The following is a 20,891-nucleotide window of genomic DNA, read 5'->3' as shown; positions in this document are numbered from 1 at the left end:
CCATTTATTTTAATCTCATAACCCTTTTGTTTGGACGTATTTGGACGTAACCCTTTTGTTTGGACATATTTGAGAGGAGGTCAGGCGCGTAACACTTTGATAATAAAAAGCTTACACGCGGGCAATAGGGAGGGGGGGCCCCCCCATCGGCACTCGTCATCATCAGTTGGAAGCCGCTGCTCGATCAAGATCCAGATTCAGCAGCAACACATTCACCCGGGGCTCTCCGAGGAACCCAAGCTGACGCCCCTCGGTATGCCGCGCCACCAGACGTCGAACAGCATCCTCGCTCATGTGCCGCTCCCTCGCAATGCGAGCTACCTGAAACTCCGCACCCGCCGGCGTAATATGAGGATCAAGCCCCGATCCTGAAGCAGTGACGAGATCAATCGGCACGTTCGCTCCGGGATGATCGACCTGCGCCGCCGCGACACCCCCCGCTACCCGGTCGACCAGCTTCTTATTCGTCGGTGCAAGGTTCGATCCACTCGAGTTCGCAGCATCGTATCCATTGCCCGCCATGGAAGGCCGTGAGTGAAAGTACTGCGGAGCCGTAAACGACTGACCGATAAGACGTGAGCCGACCAGGTCTCCGTTCTTGTAAACTAGCTGCCCGTTAGCCTTGTCATGGAACAGCACCTGCGCCAGTCCGGTCACAACGAACGGATAGATCAGGCCAAACAGAACAGTAGTAACAACGGTGTAGAGCACAGCGGTGATCACATTGCGACGCATAAAATTCCTCAGGCCAGGTGAATGGCAGTGATGATGATGTCGATGAGCTTGATACCAAGAAAAGGAGCAACCAGTCCGCCGAATCCGTAGATAAACAGATTGCGCTGCAACAACGCCTCCGCCGACATCGCCTTATAACCAACGCCCCTCAGCGCCAGCGGAATCAGCCCAACGATGATCAACGCGTTGAAGATCACCGCCGAGAGAATAGCCGACTGCGGAGTCTTCAGGTGCATAATATTCAGCGCACTCAACACCGGAAATGTAGCGGCAAACATCGCTGGAATAATCGCAAAGTACTTTGCAACGTCATTCGCGATCGAGAACGTCGTCAACGCACCACGCGTCATCAGCAACTGCTTTCCGATCTCCACAATCTCAATCAGCTTCGTCGGGTTCGAGTCGAGGTCGACCATATTCCCCGCCTCCTTCGCCGCTTGCGTGCCCGTGTTCATCGCAACGCCTACATCGGCTTGCGCCAGCGCAGGAGCATCGTTGGTTCCATCGCCCGTCATCGCAACCAGCTTGCCCTCAGCCTGCTCCCGGCGAATCAGGTCCATCTTGTCCTTCGGTTTCGCCTCCGCCAGAAAGTCGTCGACGCCGGCCTCACGCGCGATCGCCGCCGCGGTCAACGGATTATCCCCGGTAATCATGATCGTCCGAATCCCCATCGACCGAAGCTGCGCAAACCGCTCCTTCATCCCACCCTTCACAATATCCTTCAGATGGATCACGCCCAGCGCCTGGCGATTCTCAGCCACCACCAGCGGCGTCCCCCCACTGCGAGCAACCGTCTCCACTGCCGCTCGGACCTCGTTCGGTAAACTTCCGCCATTCTCCTTCAAAAATGCGGCGATCGCATCGGTCGAACCCTTGCGAATAATCCGCCCATCCATGTTCACACCCGACATCCTCGTCACCGCGCTGAACGGCACAAACTCCGCCTGCAACTCGCTCAACTCGCGCCCGCGAAGCCCATACAACTCCTTGGCCAACACCACAATGCTGCGCCCTTCCGGCGTCTCATCCGGCAGCGACGACAACTGCGCCGCATCCGCAAGCTGATCTTTGCTCACTCCAGGTGCCGGAATAAACTCCGCAGCCTGACGATTGCCCAGCGTAATCGTCCCCGTCTTGTCCAGCAGAAGCGTATTCACATCTCCAGCCGCCTCCACCGCGCGGCCAGACATCGCCAGCACATTATGCTGCACCAGCCGATCCATCCCAGCAATCCCAATCGCCGAAAGCAGCCCGCCAATCGTCGTAGGAATCAGACACACCAGCAACGAGATCAGCACAAACACCGTCTGCGGAGCAGTCGAGTAGATCGCGATCGGCTGCAACGTCACGACAGCCAGTAGGAAGATGATCGTCAAGCCCGCAAGCAGGATATTCAGAGCGATCTCATTCGGAGTCTTCTGCCGCTCGGCGCCCTCAACTAGCGCAATCATCCGATCCAGAAACGTCTCCCCTGGATTAGACGTAATCTTCACCTTGATCTGATCCGACAAACACCGCGTTCCACCAGTCACGGCAGACCGATCGCCGCCGGCCTCACGAATCACCGGAGCAGACTCCCCCGTAATCGCCGACTCATCCACCGAAGCAACGCCCTCGACCACTTCGCCATCACCGGGAATCATATTGCCGGCGATAACGACAACATGATCTCCCGCCCTAAGATCCGAGCTGGGAACCTCTTCCGTGCTTCCGTCCATGCGAAGCCGTACCGCAGTAGTCTCCGACTTCGCGCGCCGCAGCGCGTCCGCCTGCGCCTTACCGCGGCCTTCCGCCATCGCTTCAGCAAAGTTCGCGAACAGCACTGTGAACCAGAGCCACAGAGTAATCTGCAGATCGAATTGAAACGAGCCGCGATGCGACAGACTATCGCGAAGCAGATAGATCGTAGTAATCACGCTGCCGATCTCAACAACAAACATCACCGGATTCTTCATCATCGTGCGCGGGCTCAGCTTGACTAACGCGTCGACCAGCGCGCGTCGTACGATCTTGCTGTCCCATAAGGAGCGTTTGCGAGTATTTGCCATGGTTATCTGTTTTCTCTGGACTAGAAGCTTTTGCCAGCGTGCATCATTAAGTGCTCAAGAATAGGACCGAGCGAGATAGCGGGAAAGAAAGTAAGCGCACCAACGATAAGAACAACGCCCACCAAAAGCACCGTGAATAAAGGCGTGTGCACAGGAAAAGTGCCGGGCGACGGAGGAACCAGCTTCTTCTTCGCCAAACTGCCCGCAATCGCCAGCATCGGAACGATCATCAGAAACCGGCCGATCAACATCGCGGCGGCCAGCGACAAGTTGTACCAATGCGTATTCGCGCTGATGCCTGCGAACCCAGAACCGTTGTTCCCCGTCGCTGAGGTGTAAGCGTAAAGAATTTGCGAAAGACCATGAGGTCCAGGGTTGGTGATCGAAGAGAGCCCCAGTTGCGGCATCATCAATGACATTGCGGAAAATCCTAAGATCGACAACGGAAAGATCAGCACATACAGCATCGCCATCTTCACGTCATACGATTCGATCTTTTTCCCGAGATACTCAGGCGTCCGCCCAACCATTAGTCCGGCGATAAAGACCGCCAGCACAACGAAGATCAACATCCCATAGAGTCCAGCGCCGACCCCACCGAAGATCACCTCGCCCAGCATGATGTTGACCATCGGAACCAGCCCACCCAGCGGCATAAAGGAATCGTGCATGGCGTTCACGGCGCCGCAGCTTGCATCCGTTGTCACTGTCGCAAACAATGCAGAATTGGCGATGCCGAACCGCACTTCCTTGCCTTCCATATTGCCGCCGGCCTGCAACGTCGAAACATGCTGATCCACTGAGTGAAGGAGTGGATTCGTCTGAGCCTCCGCGTAGTACGCCACAAAGACACCAACAAAAAAGAGCGCAGCCATCGCAGCAAAGACTGCCCAGCCATGCTTCGGTGCTCGCGTCATTCGACCCAGCGTGACTGTCAGCCCAGCGGGTATCAGGAAGATCGAAAACATCTGCATCAAATTAGAGAAGGGCGTTGGATTCTCGAACGGGTGTGCACTGTTCGTATTGAAGAATCCTCCACCATTTGTCCCGAGCATCTTGATCGCTTCCTGTGAAGCAACCGGACCCTGCGCAATGCTCTGCGTCGTTACAGTTTGTGTCGTCGTCTTGCCGTCAGAGCCTGTCACAGTTGTCGTCTGCGCCTGCACGAGCTTTGCCTGATCATAGGGACGAAAGTTCTGCACTACGCCTTGCGAGACCAGCAGAAGCGCATAGATCAGACAGCCCGGAAGCAGAACCCACAACGACGCGCGCGTAGCATCAACCCAAAAATTTCCCAAAGTCTTCGATTCGCGCCGTGAAATGCCCCGGATCAGCGCAACCGCCAACGCCATTCCGACAGCCGCGGAGAAAAAGTTGTGGTAAGCAAGGGTGAGCATCTGGGTGAGATAGCTCATCGTCGTCTCAGGCACATAGGACTGCCAGTTGGTATTCGTCGTAAAAGACGCCGCCGTATTCAACGCAAGATCAGGCGCTACAGCTGCGAGGTGTTGAGAATTGAGGGGAAGCCACTGCTGCAGCCGCTCTATCGCATACGTTGCCAGCATAGAGACCAGACTGAAGAGCAGCATGACAACCGCATACTCGGTCCAGGCCATCTCACGCGTTTCGTCGATACCCGTCAGGCGATAGACGAGTCGCTCCAGCGGACGAAAGATAACATCCGCCCAAGTGTGTTCGCGCTCGAAGACACGAGCCATGTACACACCCAATGGCTTTGCACATACCAATACCAATGAAAAAAAGAAGAAAACCTGAAACCAGCCGTTCGCTGTCATAATGACTACTTCCTCTAAAACTTTTCGGGGCGCAGCAGCGCGTAAACCAGATAGATCAATAGCAGCACGGTTACCAGGCCAAGCAGCGTTGTCTCGATCATCCCTGCTTCTCCTTCATCCCCAACCGTTCACATCCCGTCGTATAGCCAATCGCAATCAGAAAAAACAAAACACTGGCAGCGACGCATCCCAAATCCCACATAGTCCTGCCTCCAACTGAAGCTATTGCATGCAAATTCGTCGCAGGAGATCGATCACGTCTCAGCACGCCATGAAGGCTTCCGAGCTCCCGCGTCAATCACCATTCAAGCAGTCAGCACATAAAGAAGACGTAGAAAGGCCATAAAGAAGTCATATGCGCCGTTAAGGGCGACAAGGAAGACCTCAGACTGCATCTCTTCGCGGTTAAATTTGATCTGCCATCACCCATTCAGCACGAGTCGTACCAGCAGATAAAGAGATCCGCTGCGAACTGAAGCACAGTTAGCTCGACATGTCGATTGCTGCAATGGAATGGGATAAAGTGCGTGGATTTGCGCGAGCGAAGGCCCCTGCACGAAGACTGCACCTTATGCTCTCCTCCAGCAGATCTCCACAAGACCGATTCGGAACAGAGCCTTAATACGTCGAGAGCCCCATGCAATCGAAATTCGCCATCTATCCCTGCTGCTATCTTCCAGGCAGGTGTTCCTTCAGCTTCAAGTGCTCCCGCAAAAGATCGTCAACGTCGCCGATCTTCTCCGTCAGCATATTCAGTTTGCCCGACAGGTTTTGAATCTCGGACTCAGCACGAAGATTCACATCGTAGTCCAACTCACCGCGAACCCGGTCTTTCGTGTCCTGACGATTCTGACTCATCATAATCACTGGAGCCTGGATGGCGGCCAGCATTGACAGAAACAGATTGAGCAAAATAAACGGATAGGGATCCCATGCTCTACCTCTTAGAATGATGTTCGCCGCAGCATAAACCAGGAGCACAGCTCCAAATAAGATGATAAAGGTCCATGATCCACCGAATCGTGCGACCGTGTCGGCTATGCGGTCCCCAAAACTCATCTCCTCTTCGATCACATCATTCGAGTTGCGATTGGCTCGAAGCCGCACCAACTCCTGGGACGCATGAAATTGGCGGCTCACTACTGTCAGCATGTCCATCCCCGCCATAGGCTTCTGCTGCAGCAGCGCGGCGATATCGTCACGACTCACCTCAACGCAGGTCGTCTCTTCGATCGCCAATGCCGTCGTCTGGTGGGGCGTATCCTCCAGCATCGAAGCAAAGCCGAAGAACTCGCCATCGCGCGGCTCATCCACCAACACCTCCTGGTGATCGCGATCCACCGTCGTCACCCGCACCACGCCAGACATCATCACATAAGCATGTTTTCCAGGTTCGCCCAGCTTGTAGATGCGTTGGCGTGCTGCAAACTTTTTGATCTCCACCTGTGCAGCCAGCACCCCTATCTCCTCCTCGTCGAGCAGCGCAAATAGAGGAATCTGTCTCAGCTCTTCCACCTTACAAGCCATCCTTCACCTCGTTTTAATCCTGTGCTATTTTGCACGGCGAACGGGCTTTTGGCATATCTTCTTTCCTTCACCATCGTTAAAAGAGCAATACAGCACCTCCAGGAGCAGGGAACCTCGATTAGCGTCATCCGGCAAGCGGCAACCGAAGGTCGGCCCTGCACCCTGTGTGACCGTCGGTACGGTTAGCCAACTGCACCGATCCCCGATGCGCCTGTGCAATCTGTTGCGCGAGAACCAGACCGATCCCTGTCCCCCCTGGCTTCGTTGTATAAAACGGAACAAACAGATTGCCTGCGTTCGTCAGCCCAGGACCATTGTCCACCACTCCAATCACAACCTCGGAACCAACCGTCGCCCAGACGATCTTGACATGGGGATCACCTTCACCAGCATGATCTGGACTAAGCGCAGCATCGGCTGCGTTGCGAACCAGATTAATCAGCGCCTGTTCAATATGGTCGGCATCCACCTGCACGACAACCTCTGCCGCACCTTCCACCGTCACTGCAACTCGCCTCTCCAGCAATGCCGCACTCTGCGCCAAAGTCGCCACAGAGACCGGAGCCAGCCGCGGTGCCGGCAGGCCCATCAACTGACGGTACGCCTGCAGAAACCGGTTCAGCGACTCGGAGCGATTCTCGATAACCTCGAGGCCCCTCTCAAAATCAGCACTCTCGCCAGATGCACTCCCCAAAGCCGCAAGACGGCCACGCAGACTCCCCGCAATCGACTTAATAGGCGTTAGCGAATTATTGATCTCGTGTCCCAGCACCCGAATCAACCTCTCCCACGCAATCCGCTCCTCCTCCCGCAAAGCAGCGCTCACATCCGACAGCACAAACAACGTATGCGGCACGCCGCGCAGGCGGAAGCCAGTCCTCTTCACCACCCATCGCACCGACTGTTGCCCGCTACCCAGCGACATGACCTCTTCATCCGCTACATCAAGCAGCTGGTCCAACTTCAACCCCACAGCCGAGTGACCGAGCGCCGTCTGAACCTGCAACCCAAACGCATGCTCCCCTGCGGCGTTCAGCAACTTCAATCGACCCTCGGGATCAAACGCCAGCACCGGCGACTGCATTGACTCCATAACGCGTTCCACCAACGCCATTGCTTCTAACGCGCTTGCACGTTGCCCCTGCAGCATTCCCGCGAGACGATTAATCTCAAGCGCCAGATCCCCCATAGCGTCGTTTCTCTGCCCTCCGCGAGCACGGAAAGAAAAGTCGTCCTCGCGCAACGCAGCCACGACGTTCGCCAGCGTCTGCAGCGGACGAACAATCTGCTCCATTAAAACGGAGACCGCAAAGATCCATCCCAGCGCAAGACTCAGCAGAACGATACTTTGCAGAAGAACATCCACCGAATGATGCCTCAACGGAAGCCAGCACAACACCAGCATCGGCAGCCCGGGAAGGCAAAGCCAAAGGCGCAATCGCTTCTCGAAGCTCACCCGCCGCCCCGATCGCCCCAGCGGCATGCGGGTCAGCCTCGAGTTGCCGCTGGATCTCTTCCCGTCTGGATCTTCAGAGACCATACTTTTCGATACGGCGATAAAGCGCTCCCCTGCTCAATCCAAGCGCATCGGCCGCATGGCTCACATTACCACCTGCGCGGGCAAGCGCTTTGCGAATCAGAATTGCCTCAACCGCCTCAAGGCTCATATTATCCATGCTCCGCGCCGAGCCCCGCTGTTGCGTATTCAGTCCCAGATCCGCGGGCTCAATCAACGTCCCCCGAGCCATCAAGACCGCCCGTTCAATCGTGTGATCCAACTCGCGCACGTTGCCCGGCCACCCATACTGCAACATCATCTGAAGCGTGGCCGGCTCCAGGCCCTGAATCTGCCTTCGATATCGTTCAGCGTATCGCGCCATAAAGTGCCCCGCCAACGCCGGAATATCCTCACGCCGCTCCCGCAACGGCGGCAGACTAATCTCGACCGTGTTCAACCGAAACAACAGATCCTCCCGAAAGCGTCCAGCCGCGCACTCCGCTCGTAGATCCGCATTGGTCGCAGAGAGCATCCGCACATCCACCTTTTGCGTCTTCGAAGAGCCCACCCGTTCCAGTTCACCGGTCTCCAGCACGCGCAGCAACTTCGCCTGCTGCCGCACCGGAATATTCGCAATCTCATCAAGAAAAAGCGTCCCGCCGCTCGCCAATTCGAATCGCCCGATGCGGTCCGTTCGAGCATCGGTGAAAGCCCCTCTCACATGGCCGAACAACTCGCTCTCGAAGGTTCCCTCAGGCAGCGCGCCTGTATTCACCGCCACCAGCGTTCGCTCTGCACGCGAGGACAAGCGATGCAGCGTCTGTGCCACAACCTCCTTCCCCGTGCCATGCTCCCCAGTTATCAACACGTTTGCGTCCGACGGACCGACCCGCGCCATCGTCTCCAGCACTGGCCTCATCGAAGCCGCCGCAGCGATGAAGTCCGGCGCCCCGGGAGCACGCAGAATGCGATTCTCCGCCTCGAGCCACCGCATTTTTTTCTGACTCCGGTGCAACTCCATCTGCGTCCGCAAAATACTCAGCAACCGCGCATTCTCCCACGGCTTCTGAATGAAGTCTCCCGCGCCGCGCCGCATCGCCTCCACCGCAAGATCGATATTGCCCCACGCCGTCATCACAACTACCGGCAGCTGCGCATCGATCTCCTTCACCCGCGTCACGAGATCCAAACCCTCCTGGCCCGAGGTCGTATCCCGCGTGTAGTTCAGATCGATCAACACGCCGTCGAAGCTCTCATGCGCAAGCGCGTCCAGCACCAGCGCAGGCGTTCGCACCATCTCCAACTGGTACCCCTCCGGCTTCAGCAGCAGCCGCAGCGCCTCCAGAATATGTGGCTGGTCATCTGCAATCAGGAGCCTGCACGACGCCTCCGCATCTTCCGCACCCGACTCCTTCTTATCCATCCGCTCCGCCAACATGATGTCCTGCTCCTGCGCTACTGCCCACTCGGGGCTATACCCGTCTTCGCCGATTCTATCGAAATATCATTTGCTTCTAATGTCGAGCCGACGGCGCGATCCACTTCAATCTTAGCCTTTTGATACGCTGTCATCGCCGCGACCAGTGTAGACTCCGCCGCTGCCAGATCGCGCCGCGCCGTGAGAGTCTGATAGTTTGACCCCGCACCCAGCTCTTGCTCTTTGGCGGTGATGTCGAAGGTCTTCTGTGCCAGATCGCGTCCTTTGCGCGCCGAAACTACCCGCGCCTCACTCTGCTCCAGCGCATATTGCGCGTTTCGAACTTCAATCCGAATCTGCTTCTTCAACTGCTGCAACCTCAGCTCCGACTGCCTCGTCTCCAGCTCCGCGCGATACTGGTCCGACTTCGCCACTCGATTTCGCAGAGGAATATTAACCGTCAGCCCGACATAATAGTCAGGAGCGCTGTTATTAAAAGCCGTCTGCACCGCTCCGCCAAAGTCAAGGGGCTTAGTTGAGATCGTGCCCGACGCAGGATTTTGCAACCCAGCCAGACCCGAGCCGCCGTAGTAGGCAGTCAATGCAACCGTAGGCAGCAAAGCGTTACGCGCCGCATCCCGGCTCAGTCGTCTGTTCTCAAGATCAATATCAGACTCCCCCAACTCCAGCCGATCCTTCAGCGCCCGCGCCGCCATATCTTCCGTCGGTCCCTGCGGAGTCGTGTCCGCCATCGCGCTCTGATCGGTCGGCCGCACCGGCATCGCCTCCAGAATCGGATCGTCCAGATTCTTCGTCAGCGCATTCTTGATCAGCAACTCCTGAAACTGCAATGTCGTCTTCGCAATCGTCAAATCCTGCTCTCGACTAGCCTCTTCCGCTTCATCCTTCATCACATCCATCGCAGGAATCGCTTGCAGCGCCAGCTGCTTGCGCCCACTCTCCAGCGCCTGGCGGGCAAACTCAAGCGAGCGGCTCTTGACGCCTTCATCTTCGTACGCGGCCACCAGATCCCAGTACATATTCGCAATCTGGGTCACCGTCGTCACGACTTGCAACTTGAACGCCTCATCCGAAATCCGCTGATTGTTTTTGGCGATCCGCAAAAACCGCAGGTTCGGCCCAAGTCCAAAGCCCGCAAGCAGCTGCTGCTGAATCGCAAAGTGGTAGTAAGAGTTCAGGTTAGGATTGAGAAAGCTCTCCGGACTGTTCGTCGTTCCGCGACTATTATCGAAGACCGCCGAGATTGAAGTCCCCGTAGGAAAAGCCTGAGCATACCCAACATTTCCCGTCGTCGTATTCTGCTGGAGCTGCGGAACTCCATACACGATCGTATTCGACAACGGCTGCGCATAATGCTCGATACTAAACGTTCCCGTGATCGCAGGATCATACGAGGAGACGTTCGTACCCGCACCAAGCGTCGACGAGACAAGGCCCGATGCACCCGAGCCAGCACCACCAGCGCCTCCCGAGGTGCCACCAGCGCCAGCCCCACTCGAGCCTGAGCCAAAGCCACCTACACCGCCTCCCGGAGTATTCTGCACCACCCCCGTGTTGACTCCGCGAAACGATCCGCCCGCCTGCGTGCGCAAAACGTCCGCAGCAGCAATTGGAATGTTGTATCGAGCAATCGCAAGGTCAAGATTGTTCTCCAGAGCCAGTGAGATCGCATCCTTCAAACTCAGCTCAAGAACTCCGTCCTTCACCAGCGCGTCGATCCGTGGCGAGTTCGCCAGATTCGGCTTCGGCACCAGGGAAGCCCGGTACGTATTCAGCGGGTTATCAGAGTGCGGAATATCCAGCCGCAACGCAGGTTGCGCCGGCGCTGGGGTCTGGGCCACAGTAGCCTGTTGCACCTGCGCCAGCAAAGGCATCTCCAGCAACACAACCAGGCCGAAGCACCGCAGCAGTGAAGAACTTCCTCTCACGCCCGTACCCCCGTTCCTTCAGCCGCTACAAGTCCCGCCGTATCTCTAGAGAGCCATCCATCTCGCAACTCAATCGTCCGCGAGCCATACTCTGCGTTTGTCTCCGAATGCGTCACCTGCACCACTGTCGTTCCCTCTTCATTCAATCTGCGAAACAACTGCATAATCTCCTTGGCCTGCTCCGAGTGCAGATTCCCCGTCGGCTCATCGGCCAGTAAAAGATCCGGCTTGTGAATCACTGCTCGCGCAATGCCCACCAACTGCTGTTGCCCGCCAGAGAGCTGGTTCGGAAACAGATCCTTCTTCCCCACAATGTTGAAGCGGTCCAAAGTATCCGCAACGAGTGCCTGCCGCTCCAACTTCGGAATGTCTTTGTAAGACAGCGGCAGATCGATATTCTCCGCCACCGTCAGATCATCCAGCAGGTGATAGCTCTGAAACACCATCCCAATTCGTCGCCGTGCCAGTTCGGCCCTCTGTTTGCGATTCATCGCATGAACAGCATCGCCTGCAAAGTAAAACTCTCCCCTCCATTGATCGTCCAGCATCGCCAACACATTCAACAGCGAAGACTTGCCCGCTCCAGACGGACCCATCACGGTTACAAATTCACCTTCTCGGATGGTGAGATTGATTCGTCGCAGAACCCACGTCTCGGTGTGACCCGTCTTATAACTACGCTCCAGCTGTTTCAACTCAATCATTCTTTGCTCCATCGACAAACTTCTGTTGGCTCAAATCGCGATAGTCGCGTCTCTCTGTTACTCCGTCCTCAACGCTTTGACCGGATCAGTCGAAGCCGCACGCCGCGCCGGGATAAGCCCCGCAACGCATGCAGAAACGATCAGCACTAAAACCGCTCCCGCAAGGACCAGAGGATCCTGCCCGCCCGTTCCATACAGTTGCGTCTTCAAAAAGCGCACGCACAACAACGCAACAGGCAATCCGATGGCAAGCCCAATCCCGGCCTGCAACATGGCCTCACGCAACACCATGCTCACCACGCTGCCGCGTCCAGCGCCTAGTGCCATCCGTATCCCAATCTCAGGCGTTCGCCGCGCAACCGTATAAGCCGTCACACCATACAGACCGACCGAAGCCAGCACCAGCGCTAACACGCCAAACAGCAGCGTCAGCCGCGCAATCAACTTATCCTGATTAAACTGGCCCTCAATCTGACCGCCGAAGGTATTGAAGTTAACCACGGTCAGATTCGGATTGATATTCGCAAGTGTCCGTCGCACCTGCGCCTCCAATCCCTCCGAAGGGCCACGCATCTGCAGCATGATCGCCCCTGCGAAGAGCGACCTCACATCCTGATTGTCAGACAGTGGAGCATGTTGCAAAAACGGCCGAAAATACATAGGCCGAACAGCCTCACGCGGATCCACATACTTCACATCTGACACCACGCCGACAATCTCTATCTCCCCCGCACTCTTCACACCGTCCAAGCCGAAGTGAATGCCAATCGGGTCTTCCCCATTCGGAAAGAACTTCTTCACGAACGTCTCATTCACAACGGCCACCATCGGCGAAGTCCCGGTATCTTGATCAGTAATTCCGCGCCCACGCAAAACCTGTTGCCCGATCACCTGGAAGAAATCCGGCGTCACACGGTCCCACGATGCGCCAACGTGATCGTTCCGTCCAGGCTCAGGACGTCCCTGTATCGTTACACCCTCGCCCCAGTTATCTCCTTCAAGCGGAGTGTAAAGCGACAACCCCACCCGTTCGACTCCCGGCAACGCCCGGAAGCGTTCCTGTATCTCTCCATAGAGAGCCTGCAACTGATCCGGTTTATAACCCGCATTATCCGGACTGATATGGATTACCACGCGATTCTCTGTCTGCAATCCAAAATTTTGATGCTCGAGCTTATTCAGACTTCTCGTCAACAGACCAGCGCCCACAAGCAACACCAGCGACAACGCAGCCTGCGTCACCACCAGCGACCGCTGCAGCAGAGAAGCGCTGTCCCTCGTCGACCGGTTCGCGCCGCGAAGAGATTCCGCAGGCTCCGAGTGAGAGGTAATCCATGCCGGCGCAATCCCAAAGATCAACCCAGTCAACAGCGACAAGCCAAATGCAAATCCCAGCATCGGCAGCGAGGGACTCGCATGAATCGGCAGACCCGGTGAATCAGGAAACGCCAGCGCCAACAGCGTCCGCGTCCCTGCATACGACACAACAAGTCCAGCCACACCTCCCAGGCACGCCAGCACCACACTCTCGGTCAGCATCTGGCGAATGATTCTCTTTCGCGCCGCACCAAGCGCCATCCGAATCGAGGTCTCAGCCCGGCGCGCCATTCCACGCACCAGAACCAAATTCGCAATATTCGCACAGGCAATCAGCAGCACCAATCCGGAGATCCCCATCAGAAGCTCCAATCCGCTTCTGTACTCCGTCTGCATATTCGCAATCCCCACTCCACCTGGCGTCAAAACCAGGTGCGTCTTCGGCAGAGCCTTCTTTCCGTCCGCGTTCTGATAGGACTTTAGCGGAACCAGCCAGTCACGCAACATCCCGCTCATCTTCTCTTGCAGTGGTCCCATCTGCGTACCAGGCTTAACGCGGCCAAGGACATAGAGCCAGCTAATCTCGGGACGATTCAGCAACGCACCCGGATCGAGAATCGGATCCATCGCCAATGGAAGATAAAAATCAGGCGGCGTATCAGTCATCCGATCGCCGTAAAAAGATGGTGGCGTAACTCCCACCACCGTCACAGGATGCGTATTCAATTGGAAGGTGCTGCCCACCACGGACGGATCCATAGCATAATCACGCTGCCATGCCCTGTAGCTCAACACCGCAGCCATCGGCGCTCCCGGCACATCGTCGGACGGCAGCAAAAGCCGCCCTACAAAAGGCCGCAGGCCAAAAGTTTGAAAGTAGTTCCCCGAGACAAACTCACCGGAGGAGGCCTTCGACAAGTTGCTGCCCGATCCCCGCTGTGCTGTGAGGGTACCCTGACCTACACCCGCCTGCATCGCCGCCAGTTGCTCAAACTCAGGCGTACTATCACGCAGGTGTTTATACGAATCGTAGGAAAATACAGAGTAGTCTTCGTTCTCGGGCCGTCCTCCCATCACGCAGCAATCATCTTTATCGCCCAGACGCACCAGCGCCTTCGGATCGCTAACGGGAAGATTCTGCAGCAGCACCGCATGCACCAGCGTAAAGATCGCGGAGTTCGCGCCGATCCCAAGGGCAAGCGTCAGAACTGCTGTCAAAGTAAATCCCGGCGCCTTTCGCAACTGTCGCAGCGCATACTTCACATCCTGCATGATCCCGCTCATCCTTGCTCCATTCCATTGCGCACATTAAATCGGCGACTCGCAGTCAGCGCCTTCGTTGTCGCACCGCCTTGATGACCAGAAACCAACCTGCCCGAAGCCGCGAAATAGCTCATCGAGTAAAGCTCTGCAACTCACAGCAGCGGTACGCCAAACACGCGCTCCGACCTCGCCACTCCAGCCCTCTTGCTAAAGGCTCTCAACCCAGTCGCTCGCCGCACACACTCTACGCTGCGCCTGTCCAATCGCCTTCACGGTCGAAACCACTGTCCGCACTACCTTCCACTCCGTCTGCGCCGCGGCTCGCAGCGTCGTCCTCTGGCATACCGGCTGCCTCGCTGTCCGCACACTCGCCACCAGGCCTAGAGCAGCAACGTTCAACGCAATGCCAAGCAGAACCACCGGCACCACGTTAGCCGCCGTTCCCGACATTCCAACCGCCCCGCACATCTGCTTGAGAAACAGCCTCATGTCCTCGATCAGCGCCATCATCCCTCTACCTCCGCTAACAGCCGATTCAGCTCACCCTCCGCCACTACCTTGCCGTCAAACAGGTGCACCTGCCGCTCCGCATGTGCTGCGAACCGCGGATCGTGCGTCACCATACAAATCGTCGCGCCCTCTGCATGAAGCTCCTGCAACAGCTTCATCACAGCCTCGCCATTCTTCGAATCAAGATTTCCTGTAGGCTCGTCAGCCAGCAGAATCGATGGTGAACCCGCCAAAGCTCTAGCCACCGCCACCCTCTGCTGCTGACCACCCGAGAGCTGCGCCGGATAGTGCCGCATCCGGTGCGCCATGTTCACGCGCTCAAGCGACTCCTGCACTCTCTTCTTCCGCTCCGTCGCCGGCATTCCCGCACGGTAGGTCAACGGCAGCTCCACATTCTCCGCAACCGTCAGGTCCCCAATCAGATTAAAGCTCTGAAAGATAAACCCGATCTCCTGGTTCCGAATCCGCGAGCGATCCGCAAAGTTCAGGTTGGCAACTTCCTTGCCATTCAACGTATACCGTCCGCCAGTCGGCGTATCCAGCAACCCGATGATCGACAGCAGCGTAGACTTCCCGCACCCCGACGGCCCGGACATCGCCACATACTCCCCGCGATTGATATTCAAATGCACGCCCGACAGCGCATGCGTCTCAATCTCGTCCGTATAAAAGATCTTCTTCAAGTCCTCAATCTGAATCATCGTGTCCATCGCCATTCCTGCTCTCCTTTATCCCGGCCGTCGCCTGGGCTCTGTCTAATTCAAGCGAATCCGATCCGTGTTATCCCACCGGCTCATGTCCGACAGAATCACCGTATCGCCATCCTGCAACCCTTCCAGCACCTGAATGCTGTTTACCGAGGCCCGTCCAACTTTCACAGGAACCCTTACCGCCGTCTTCCCGTCCGGTCCCAGCTTGAACAAACTGATCGTGCTGTTCTCATTCCCAAACGCCGGACGTCCCACATACAGCACGTCCGTCATCCGATCCAGGTCGATCGTTCCGTCAACACTCAAGTCCGGTCGAGCGCCCTGCGGCAGAGCGCCAGCAAGCTCTACGTCAACCGTCACCGTTCCGTTCAATACCCCCGGATCAATTCGCATCACCTTGCCGTTGATCACGCCGTTATGCGTATCCACCTCAGCCGGCTGCCCAATCTGAATATCGCGCGCCTGCGTCTCCGCAATCTTCAAACTCGCCTTCAACTGGTCCGGCTGCACCACCTTTGCCAGCGTCGTTCCCGGAGCGACATGCTCGCCCACCTGGTGCGGCAACTCCACCAGCACACCGCTGATCCCCGCCCGCACGCTCAACGCATCCAGCTGCTTCTGCTTCAACCCAAGCAGTGCCTTCGCCTGATCCACCTTGGTCTGCTGCACTGCAAGCTGCGTCTCAATCGCCTTCTCATTCAACGTAAGCCGCTGCTTCTCAAGATCGTTCCGCGTCGTCAGCTCATCGGCCTTGCCCTTCGACGCGCTGTAGGTCAACCCGCTGATCACGCCCAGGTCAAACAACGACTTATCCGTCTGCGCCTGCAGCTGAGCCTGATTATGATCCGCTCCCACCGTCGCCGCCGCGGCCTTCTGGTCCATCAGATCGCTCTGCACCTTCGCCCGCGTATTGATGTAGTCCGCCTCTGCGCCCTTCATCTGCAGCTGCGCGTCCAGCAACTCCTGCTGCAGCTGCGGATCGACCAGGTCCATCAGAATCGTGTCCGGCTCAACCTTTGCGCCTGGCAGCACCCGAATCCGCACCACCGTCGCCTCGGTCTCCGAGGGAATCAGTCGAATCTTGTCTTCCCGCGGAACCAGCGAACCCGGCCCACGCACCTGCCGCAGCAGCGGCCCACGCTTCACCGTGTCGGTCCACACGGTAGCCCGATCGACCTCAGGCGCCGCAGGCTTCAACCGCGTCACAAAAAAACCAATCGCCGCAAGCACCACCACGGCGCAGCCACCCGCGATCCACTGCCGACGCATCTTCTTCTGCTTTATATCTGGTCTGGAGATATCCATTGCGCCGAGTCTAAGTGCAACCGCAAGGCCATTCTTCATCAAATGCTTTCAATCACTTAGAACGAACCGCGCAACGCCCCTCGTCCGCAATCGAAACAAACTGTCCATTATCGAACAGGGATTCCGGGTGAGCCGACACTCACGCCCCCTGAGATATCTTCAAAGCCTCCAACATCTTCGGCGTGATCCGCTGCCGCAGCTCGGAAAACTGCTTCCACGGATCGCGACTCAACCGCCCGCGCCACTGTTCGAAATCCGCAACCCGAACCGCCGTCCGCTCCGCCGACTTCAACTCACTCCAGTCCAGCGGAAGCGAAACCGCCGCTCCCGCACGCGCCCGAGGAGAGAAAGCCGCCACCGCCGTCGCCCCGCGTTCATTTCGCAGGTAATCCAGAAAGATCCTGTCCCTCCGCGCCGCCTTGCTCATCTTCGTCAGATACTGGCCCGGCTGATCCTTCTCCATCTTCAGCACAAACGCATGAGCAAACTGCTTGATCACCGCCCAGTCGTATTCAGGCTCAAAGGGAATTACCACATGCAGCCCCTTGCCTCCCGTGCTCTTCAAAAAGCTCTCCAGCCCAAGCTCCTTGAGCTCTCTACGAACCTCGCCAGCACTATCAGCCAGCCTCGGCCACGCAATCGCAGCATCCGGATCAAGATCGATGATGATCCGATCCGGGTGCTCAAGATCGTCATTGCGCGACCCCCACGGATGCACCTCCAGCACGCCCATCTGCGCAAGCCCCGCCAGCGCCTCCGACGTCGAAAGCGTAATGTACGGGTCCATCTTCCCCGTCTTCTTATCCGGCACGTCCACCGCCGTAATCCCCGGCGGCAGCATCGCGTTCACATGCTTCTGATAAAAACACGGCTTCTCACTTCCATCCGGACAACGCACCAGCGACACCGGACGGCCCTCGATATACGGCAGCATATGCGGCGCAATCGCCCAGTAATAGTCAGCTAGTTGCTGCTTCGTAAGCTGCGTCTCCACATCCAAAACCTTCTCAGGATGCGTCAACCGCACCGGCGCAGACTCCAAGGCCGCTTTCTTCGAATCCTTCACAGCCGAACTCTTCGCGGCCGCAGCCTTCGTTGGAGTTGTCTTCGCAGCAGTCGCCTTAGCGGCAGACATCTTCGCTGGAGCAGGAGCCGTCTCTGCAGAAGCAGTCTTCGCCGCAATCGCTACCGACGCAGTATGGGAAGCGCTCTTCGTCCCGCGCACTCTGGCCGCGACTGTCAACTCCTCCCGTCGTACCTCGTTCGCAGGCTTATCCTCTCGCAGCCCTTTGAACGAAGCCTGCCGTACCAGGTTGTCCGCAGTCCACGTCGCAAAGTTCACCTGGGCCACCAGCTCCGGCCTCACCCAGTTCGCTCCCCGACGTGCCTCAGCCGGAGAATTCTCAAACGGATTCTCCTTCTCACGCAGCTCTTCCAACTGATTGCGCAGCACACGATGGGTCTTCTGCGTGAAACCCGTTCCAGTCCTCCCCGCATAGATCAGCTTCCCGCCGTCGTAGTACCCCAGCAGCAGAGCCCCAACTCCGTGCGTCCCATTCGAAGGCAAGGTAAACCCGCCGATCACAAACTCCTGCTCATGAACGCACTTCACCTTCAGCCAACTTCCCCCTCGACCACTCGAGTATTTGCTGGCAGCGCGTTTGGAGACGATCCCCTCGACATGCATCTCGCAAGCCTTTTCAAAGATCACCAGCCCGTCCGACTCCAGATGTTCATTGAAGCGCAGAAACTCCCCGTCGCCCTCTAGAAGCGTAGCAAGCAGCCCCTTTCGCTCAGCCAGCGGCACTCCCCGCAGGTTATGCCCGTTCAGATGTAGCAGATCAAACACGAAGTAACTGAGCGGCTTCTTCACCCCCTCCTGAAACGCCGCCTGCAGATCCGCGAAGCTCGTCGTCCCGTTCTCTGCCAGCACCACAACCTCGCCATCAAGAATCACCCGATCCACCGGCAACTTCCCCACCAGAGCTGCAATCGTCTTCATCCGATGCGTCCAGTCGAGCCCCGTCCGAGTCAGTAGCTGAACCTTGTCGCCATCCTTGCGAGCCTGAATGCGATAGCCATCCAGCTTTAACTCATGCAGCCATCCAGTACCGCTCGGCGGAGTCGTAGCCTGCAACGCCAGCTCCGGCGTAATAAACTCCGGAAGTCTTTCCTTCGGCGCACCCTCCGGCACCTTCAACTCCCAGGCAACACTCTTCGACCTGCGAGCCTTAGCAGGCTTATCGGCAGACGCCGGCTCAGGCGAAGCTTTCTCCGCGACGATCTCCCTCGCACTCGCAGCCCCAGCGTCTTTCCGATACCACGCATTCCCCTTCGCCGTCTCCTTCGAGTTCCAGACATGATCTTCGTTCCGTGCAATCTCCTCGAGACTCCGCCCCGTCACCACACTATCCGGCTCTTTGTCCGTCACAGCCGCGTCGTCCTTCGTGCGCTCGAAATCATCATGCTCTTTGATCAGCAACCAGTTCGGCTTACTCTCATTCGCGGCCTTCCCCCCCATGCGAATCAGCGCCCACTTCCCCTTCATCTTCGTCCCATGCAAAATGAACTTCAGCGACCCCGTCCGCAGCCCCTCATCCACATCGGTATGCCCAGCCTGAGGCTCCCACGTCCCCTGATCCCACACCATCACCGTGCCGCCACCATACTGGCCCTTCGGAATAATCCCCTCAAAGCCCCCATAGTCGATCGGATGATCTTCCACCTGAACCGCCAGCCGCTTATCTGCCGTGACGTAACTCGGCCCCTTCGCCACCGCCCAGCTCTTCAGCACCCCATTCCACCCAAGCCGAAAATCGTAGTGCAGCCGCGTCGCCGCATGCTTCTGAATCACGAAGGGCAGAGGCTGATCGTTAAAGAACTTCTTCTTCGCCGATCCGCTAGGCTCCCCCGTAACCTCGAAGTCCCGCATCGAGCGATAGAGTCCAAGCTGCTCATCCACGGCATCAGCAGCAGACACCGCCGACTTCGTCTTGGCTCTCTTCCTCGTAGCCATGGCGCACCCTACGCCGACTTACGCGGTTTGGATGCCTTCGCAGGCTTCACCAGCTCGATGCCCTTCTGCGCCTCCGCAGCAGTCGCTCTCGCCGGAGCCTTCTTCTTCGCCGCAGGCGCTTCATCACTCTGCACGCTCTTCCGCAGAGCATCCATCAAATTGATCACCTTGCCAGACTTTGGCGCAGGATCATCCTTCGGAATCGGCGCATGCTTCACCTTCGCCTCAACCATCTCGCGCAACGCCGCCTCGTACTCATCCTTGAACTTCTCCGGCTCGAACTTCGACGCCTTGCGCTTGATCAACTCCTTCGCCAGCGACAGTTGATCCTCATCCACCGCCACCTTCTTGATGTCTTCAAAGAACTCCTTGGGATCCCGCAACTCCTCCGCATACCGCATCGTGTAAGCCATCATGCCCGGCAGCTTGTCGTCGGTCCCAGCCGAAACCGCCACCAGGTGCTCGCGCCCACTAAACGCAATCTTCCCCAGCGCAATCTTCTTCGTCGTCTGCAGAGCCTTGCGAACCACCGCGAACGCCTCCGCCTGAACATCATTCTCCGGCACCACAAAATAGGGCTTCTCGAAGAACTCAGGATCAAGCTCGCCTTCATCGACAAACTGCGTCACCTCAATCGTATGCTTGGAAGGAATTCGAATCTGCTCGATCTCCTCCGGCTCGACCACGACGTACTCGCCCTTGCGGTACTCATAACCCTTCACAATGTCCGAGCTCTCCACCTTGCCCTCATCGCCAGAAGAGACCTTCTGGTGTTTGATCCGCTCCCCGGTCTTCCGGCTAAGCTGATGAAAACGAATCTCGCTCTTCGACTCGGTCGCCGTAAACAGCTTGACTCCAAACGAAACGAGTGAGATCTGTATCTGACCTGACCAGTACGGACGCGGCATAAAGGGTTCTCCAAGTGGATTGGAAGCAAACAAAGGCCCGGAAGATGCTTTTATCACCATAAACCCCGCAAATACAAGCCTTAAAACCAAAGAGCGCTGATTAGTGCTCTTATCGTCCTCTCCGACCAAAGGGAGGACCAGGCATTCCAATCAGCCAAGAAAAGGTATACAAGTCACGAAGTGACCGC

General features: G+C 57.3%; 15 protein-coding genes. All 15 read right to left on the bottom strand.

Going from position 1 to position 20,891, the window contains the following annotated elements:
- Nucleotides 1-162: 162 nt before the first annotated feature.
- Nucleotides 163-735 carry a potassium-transporting ATPase subunit KdpC gene (gene kdpC, locus RBB75_RS09625; RefSeq protein WP_353070298.1) on the bottom strand — a complete coding sequence of 191 codons (573 nt, stop codon included), beginning with the start codon at nt 733-735 and terminating at the stop codon, nt 163-165.
- Nucleotides 736-743: 8 nt separating this feature from the next.
- Nucleotides 744-2,783 (bottom strand): potassium-transporting ATPase subunit KdpB, encoded by a 2,040-nt coding sequence (kdpB, locus tag RBB75_RS09620; RefSeq protein WP_353070297.1) that lies wholly within the window; start codon nt 2,781-2,783, stop codon nt 744-746.
- A gap of 20 nt (nt 2,784-2,803) precedes the next feature.
- Complete coding sequence (gene kdpA, locus RBB75_RS09615; RefSeq protein WP_353070296.1) at nt 2,804-4,579, bottom strand: potassium-transporting ATPase subunit KdpA; 1,776 nt, start codon at nt 4,577-4,579, stop codon at nt 2,804-2,806.
- Between the two features lie 14 nt (nt 4,580-4,593).
- Entirely contained in the window at nt 4,594-4,680 is an 87-nt protein-coding gene (gene kdpF, locus RBB75_RS09610) for a K(+)-transporting ATPase subunit F (protein WP_179640669.1), read from the bottom strand.
- Between the two features lie 568 nt (nt 4,681-5,248).
- A complete protein-coding gene (locus RBB75_RS09605; protein WP_353070295.1) occupies nt 5,249-6,106 on the bottom strand; it encodes a DUF1003 domain-containing protein in 858 nt (285 codons plus the stop codon).
- 124 nt (nt 6,107-6,230) lie between these two features.
- Nucleotides 6,231-7,646, bottom strand: a complete 1,416-nt coding sequence (locus RBB75_RS09600) for a sensor histidine kinase (protein ID WP_353070294.1) — start codon at nt 7,644-7,646, stop codon at nt 6,231-6,233.
- A complete protein-coding gene (locus RBB75_RS09595; RefSeq protein ID WP_353070293.1) occupies nt 7,636-9,042 on the bottom strand; it encodes a sigma-54-dependent transcriptional regulator in 1,407 nt (468 codons plus the stop codon). Before RBB75_RS09595 ends, RBB75_RS09600 begins: the two co-directional genes overlap by 11 nt.
- A gap of 17 nt (nt 9,043-9,059) precedes the next feature.
- Nucleotides 9,060-10,970, bottom strand: coding sequence for a TolC family protein (locus RBB75_RS09590; RefSeq protein WP_353070292.1), 1,911 nt, complete (start codon nt 10,968-10,970; stop codon nt 9,060-9,062).
- Nucleotides 10,967-11,674 carry an ABC transporter ATP-binding protein gene (locus tag RBB75_RS09585; protein ID WP_179640580.1) on the bottom strand — a complete coding sequence of 236 codons (708 nt, stop codon included), beginning with the start codon at nt 11,672-11,674 and terminating at the stop codon, nt 10,967-10,969. Before RBB75_RS09585 ends, RBB75_RS09590 begins: the two co-directional genes overlap by 4 nt.
- A gap of 57 nt (nt 11,675-11,731) precedes the next feature.
- Complete coding sequence (locus RBB75_RS09580) at nt 11,732-14,275, bottom strand: ABC transporter permease (protein WP_353070291.1); 2,544 nt, start codon at nt 14,273-14,275, stop codon at nt 11,732-11,734.
- A 186-nt stretch (nt 14,276-14,461) separates the two neighbouring features.
- The gene (locus RBB75_RS09575) at nt 14,462-14,764 is read right to left on the bottom strand and encodes a hypothetical protein (RefSeq protein WP_179640579.1); all 303 of its coding nucleotides are present in this window, start codon (nt 14,762-14,764) and stop codon (nt 14,462-14,464) included.
- A complete protein-coding gene (locus RBB75_RS09570) occupies nt 14,761-15,480 on the bottom strand; it encodes an ABC transporter ATP-binding protein (RefSeq protein ID WP_179640578.1) in 720 nt (239 codons plus the stop codon). The genes RBB75_RS09575 and RBB75_RS09570 overlap by 4 nt, the downstream gene beginning before the upstream one ends.
- A 39-nt stretch (nt 15,481-15,519) precedes the next feature.
- A complete protein-coding gene (locus tag RBB75_RS09565; RefSeq protein ID WP_179640666.1) occupies nt 15,520-16,779 on the bottom strand; it encodes an efflux RND transporter periplasmic adaptor subunit in 1,260 nt (419 codons plus the stop codon).
- Nucleotides 16,780-16,918: 139 nt separating this feature from the next.
- Nucleotides 16,919-19,795, bottom strand: coding sequence for a DNA ligase D (gene ligD, locus RBB75_RS09560; protein ID WP_179640577.1), 2,877 nt, complete (start codon nt 19,793-19,795; stop codon nt 16,919-16,921).
- An 8-nt stretch (nt 19,796-19,803) separates the two neighbouring features.
- Nucleotides 19,804-20,703, bottom strand: a complete 900-nt coding sequence (locus tag RBB75_RS09555; RefSeq protein WP_179640576.1) for a Ku protein — start codon at nt 20,701-20,703, stop codon at nt 19,804-19,806.
- Nucleotides 20,704-20,891 lie beyond the last annotated feature (188 nt).

It is taken from the genome of Tunturibacter empetritectus, assembly GCF_040358985.1.
GTDB classification, from domain to species: Bacteria; Acidobacteriota; Terriglobia; order Terriglobales; family Acidobacteriaceae; genus Edaphobacter; species Edaphobacter empetritectus.
This window is presented reverse-complemented; position numbering and strand designations above follow the sequence as displayed.

Bases quoted from the DNA above. Each gene is read 5' to 3' on its own strand.
- kdpF (WP_179640669.1), bottom strand. From the start codon at position 4,680: ATGATCGAGACAACGCTGCTTGGCCTGGTAACCGTGCTGCTATTGATC.
- RBB75_RS09585 (WP_179640580.1), bottom strand. From the start codon at position 11,674: ATGATTGAGTTGAAACAGCTGGAGCGTAGTTATAAGACGGGTCACACC.
- RBB75_RS09595 (WP_353070293.1), bottom strand. From the start codon at position 9,042: ATGTTGGCGGAGCGGATGGATAAGAAGGAGTCGGGTGCGGAAGATGCG.
- kdpC (WP_353070298.1), bottom strand. From the start codon at position 735: ATGCGTCGCAATGTGATCACCGCTGTGCTCTACACCGTTGTTACTACT.
- RBB75_RS09555 (WP_179640576.1), bottom strand. From the start codon at position 20,703: ATGCCGCGTCCGTACTGGTCAGGTCAGATACAGATCTCACTCGTTTCG.
- ligD (WP_179640577.1), bottom strand. From the start codon at position 19,795: ATGGCTACGAGGAAGAGAGCCAAGACGAAGTCGGCGGTGTCTGCTGCT.
- RBB75_RS09575 (WP_179640579.1), bottom strand. From the start codon at position 14,764: ATGATGGCGCTGATCGAGGACATGAGGCTGTTTCTCAAGCAGATGTGC.
- RBB75_RS09605 (WP_353070295.1), bottom strand. From the start codon at position 6,106: ATGGCTTGTAAGGTGGAAGAGCTGAGACAGATTCCTCTATTTGCGCTG.
- kdpB (WP_353070297.1), bottom strand. From the start codon at position 2,783: ATGGCAAATACTCGCAAACGCTCCTTATGGGACAGCAAGATCGTACGA.
- kdpA (WP_353070296.1), bottom strand. From the start codon at position 4,579: ATGACAGCGAACGGCTGGTTTCAGGTTTTCTTCTTTTTTTCATTGGTA.
- RBB75_RS09580 (WP_353070291.1), bottom strand. From the start codon at position 14,275: ATGAGCGGGATCATGCAGGATGTGAAGTATGCGCTGCGACAGTTGCGA.
- RBB75_RS09570 (WP_179640578.1), bottom strand. From the start codon at position 15,480: ATGGCGATGGACACGATGATTCAGATTGAGGACTTGAAGAAGATCTTT.
- RBB75_RS09565 (WP_179640666.1), bottom strand. From the start codon at position 16,779: ATGGATATCTCCAGACCAGATATAAAGCAGAAGAAGATGCGTCGGCAG.
- RBB75_RS09600 (WP_353070294.1), bottom strand. From the start codon at position 7,646: ATGGTCTCTGAAGATCCAGACGGGAAGAGATCCAGCGGCAACTCGAGG.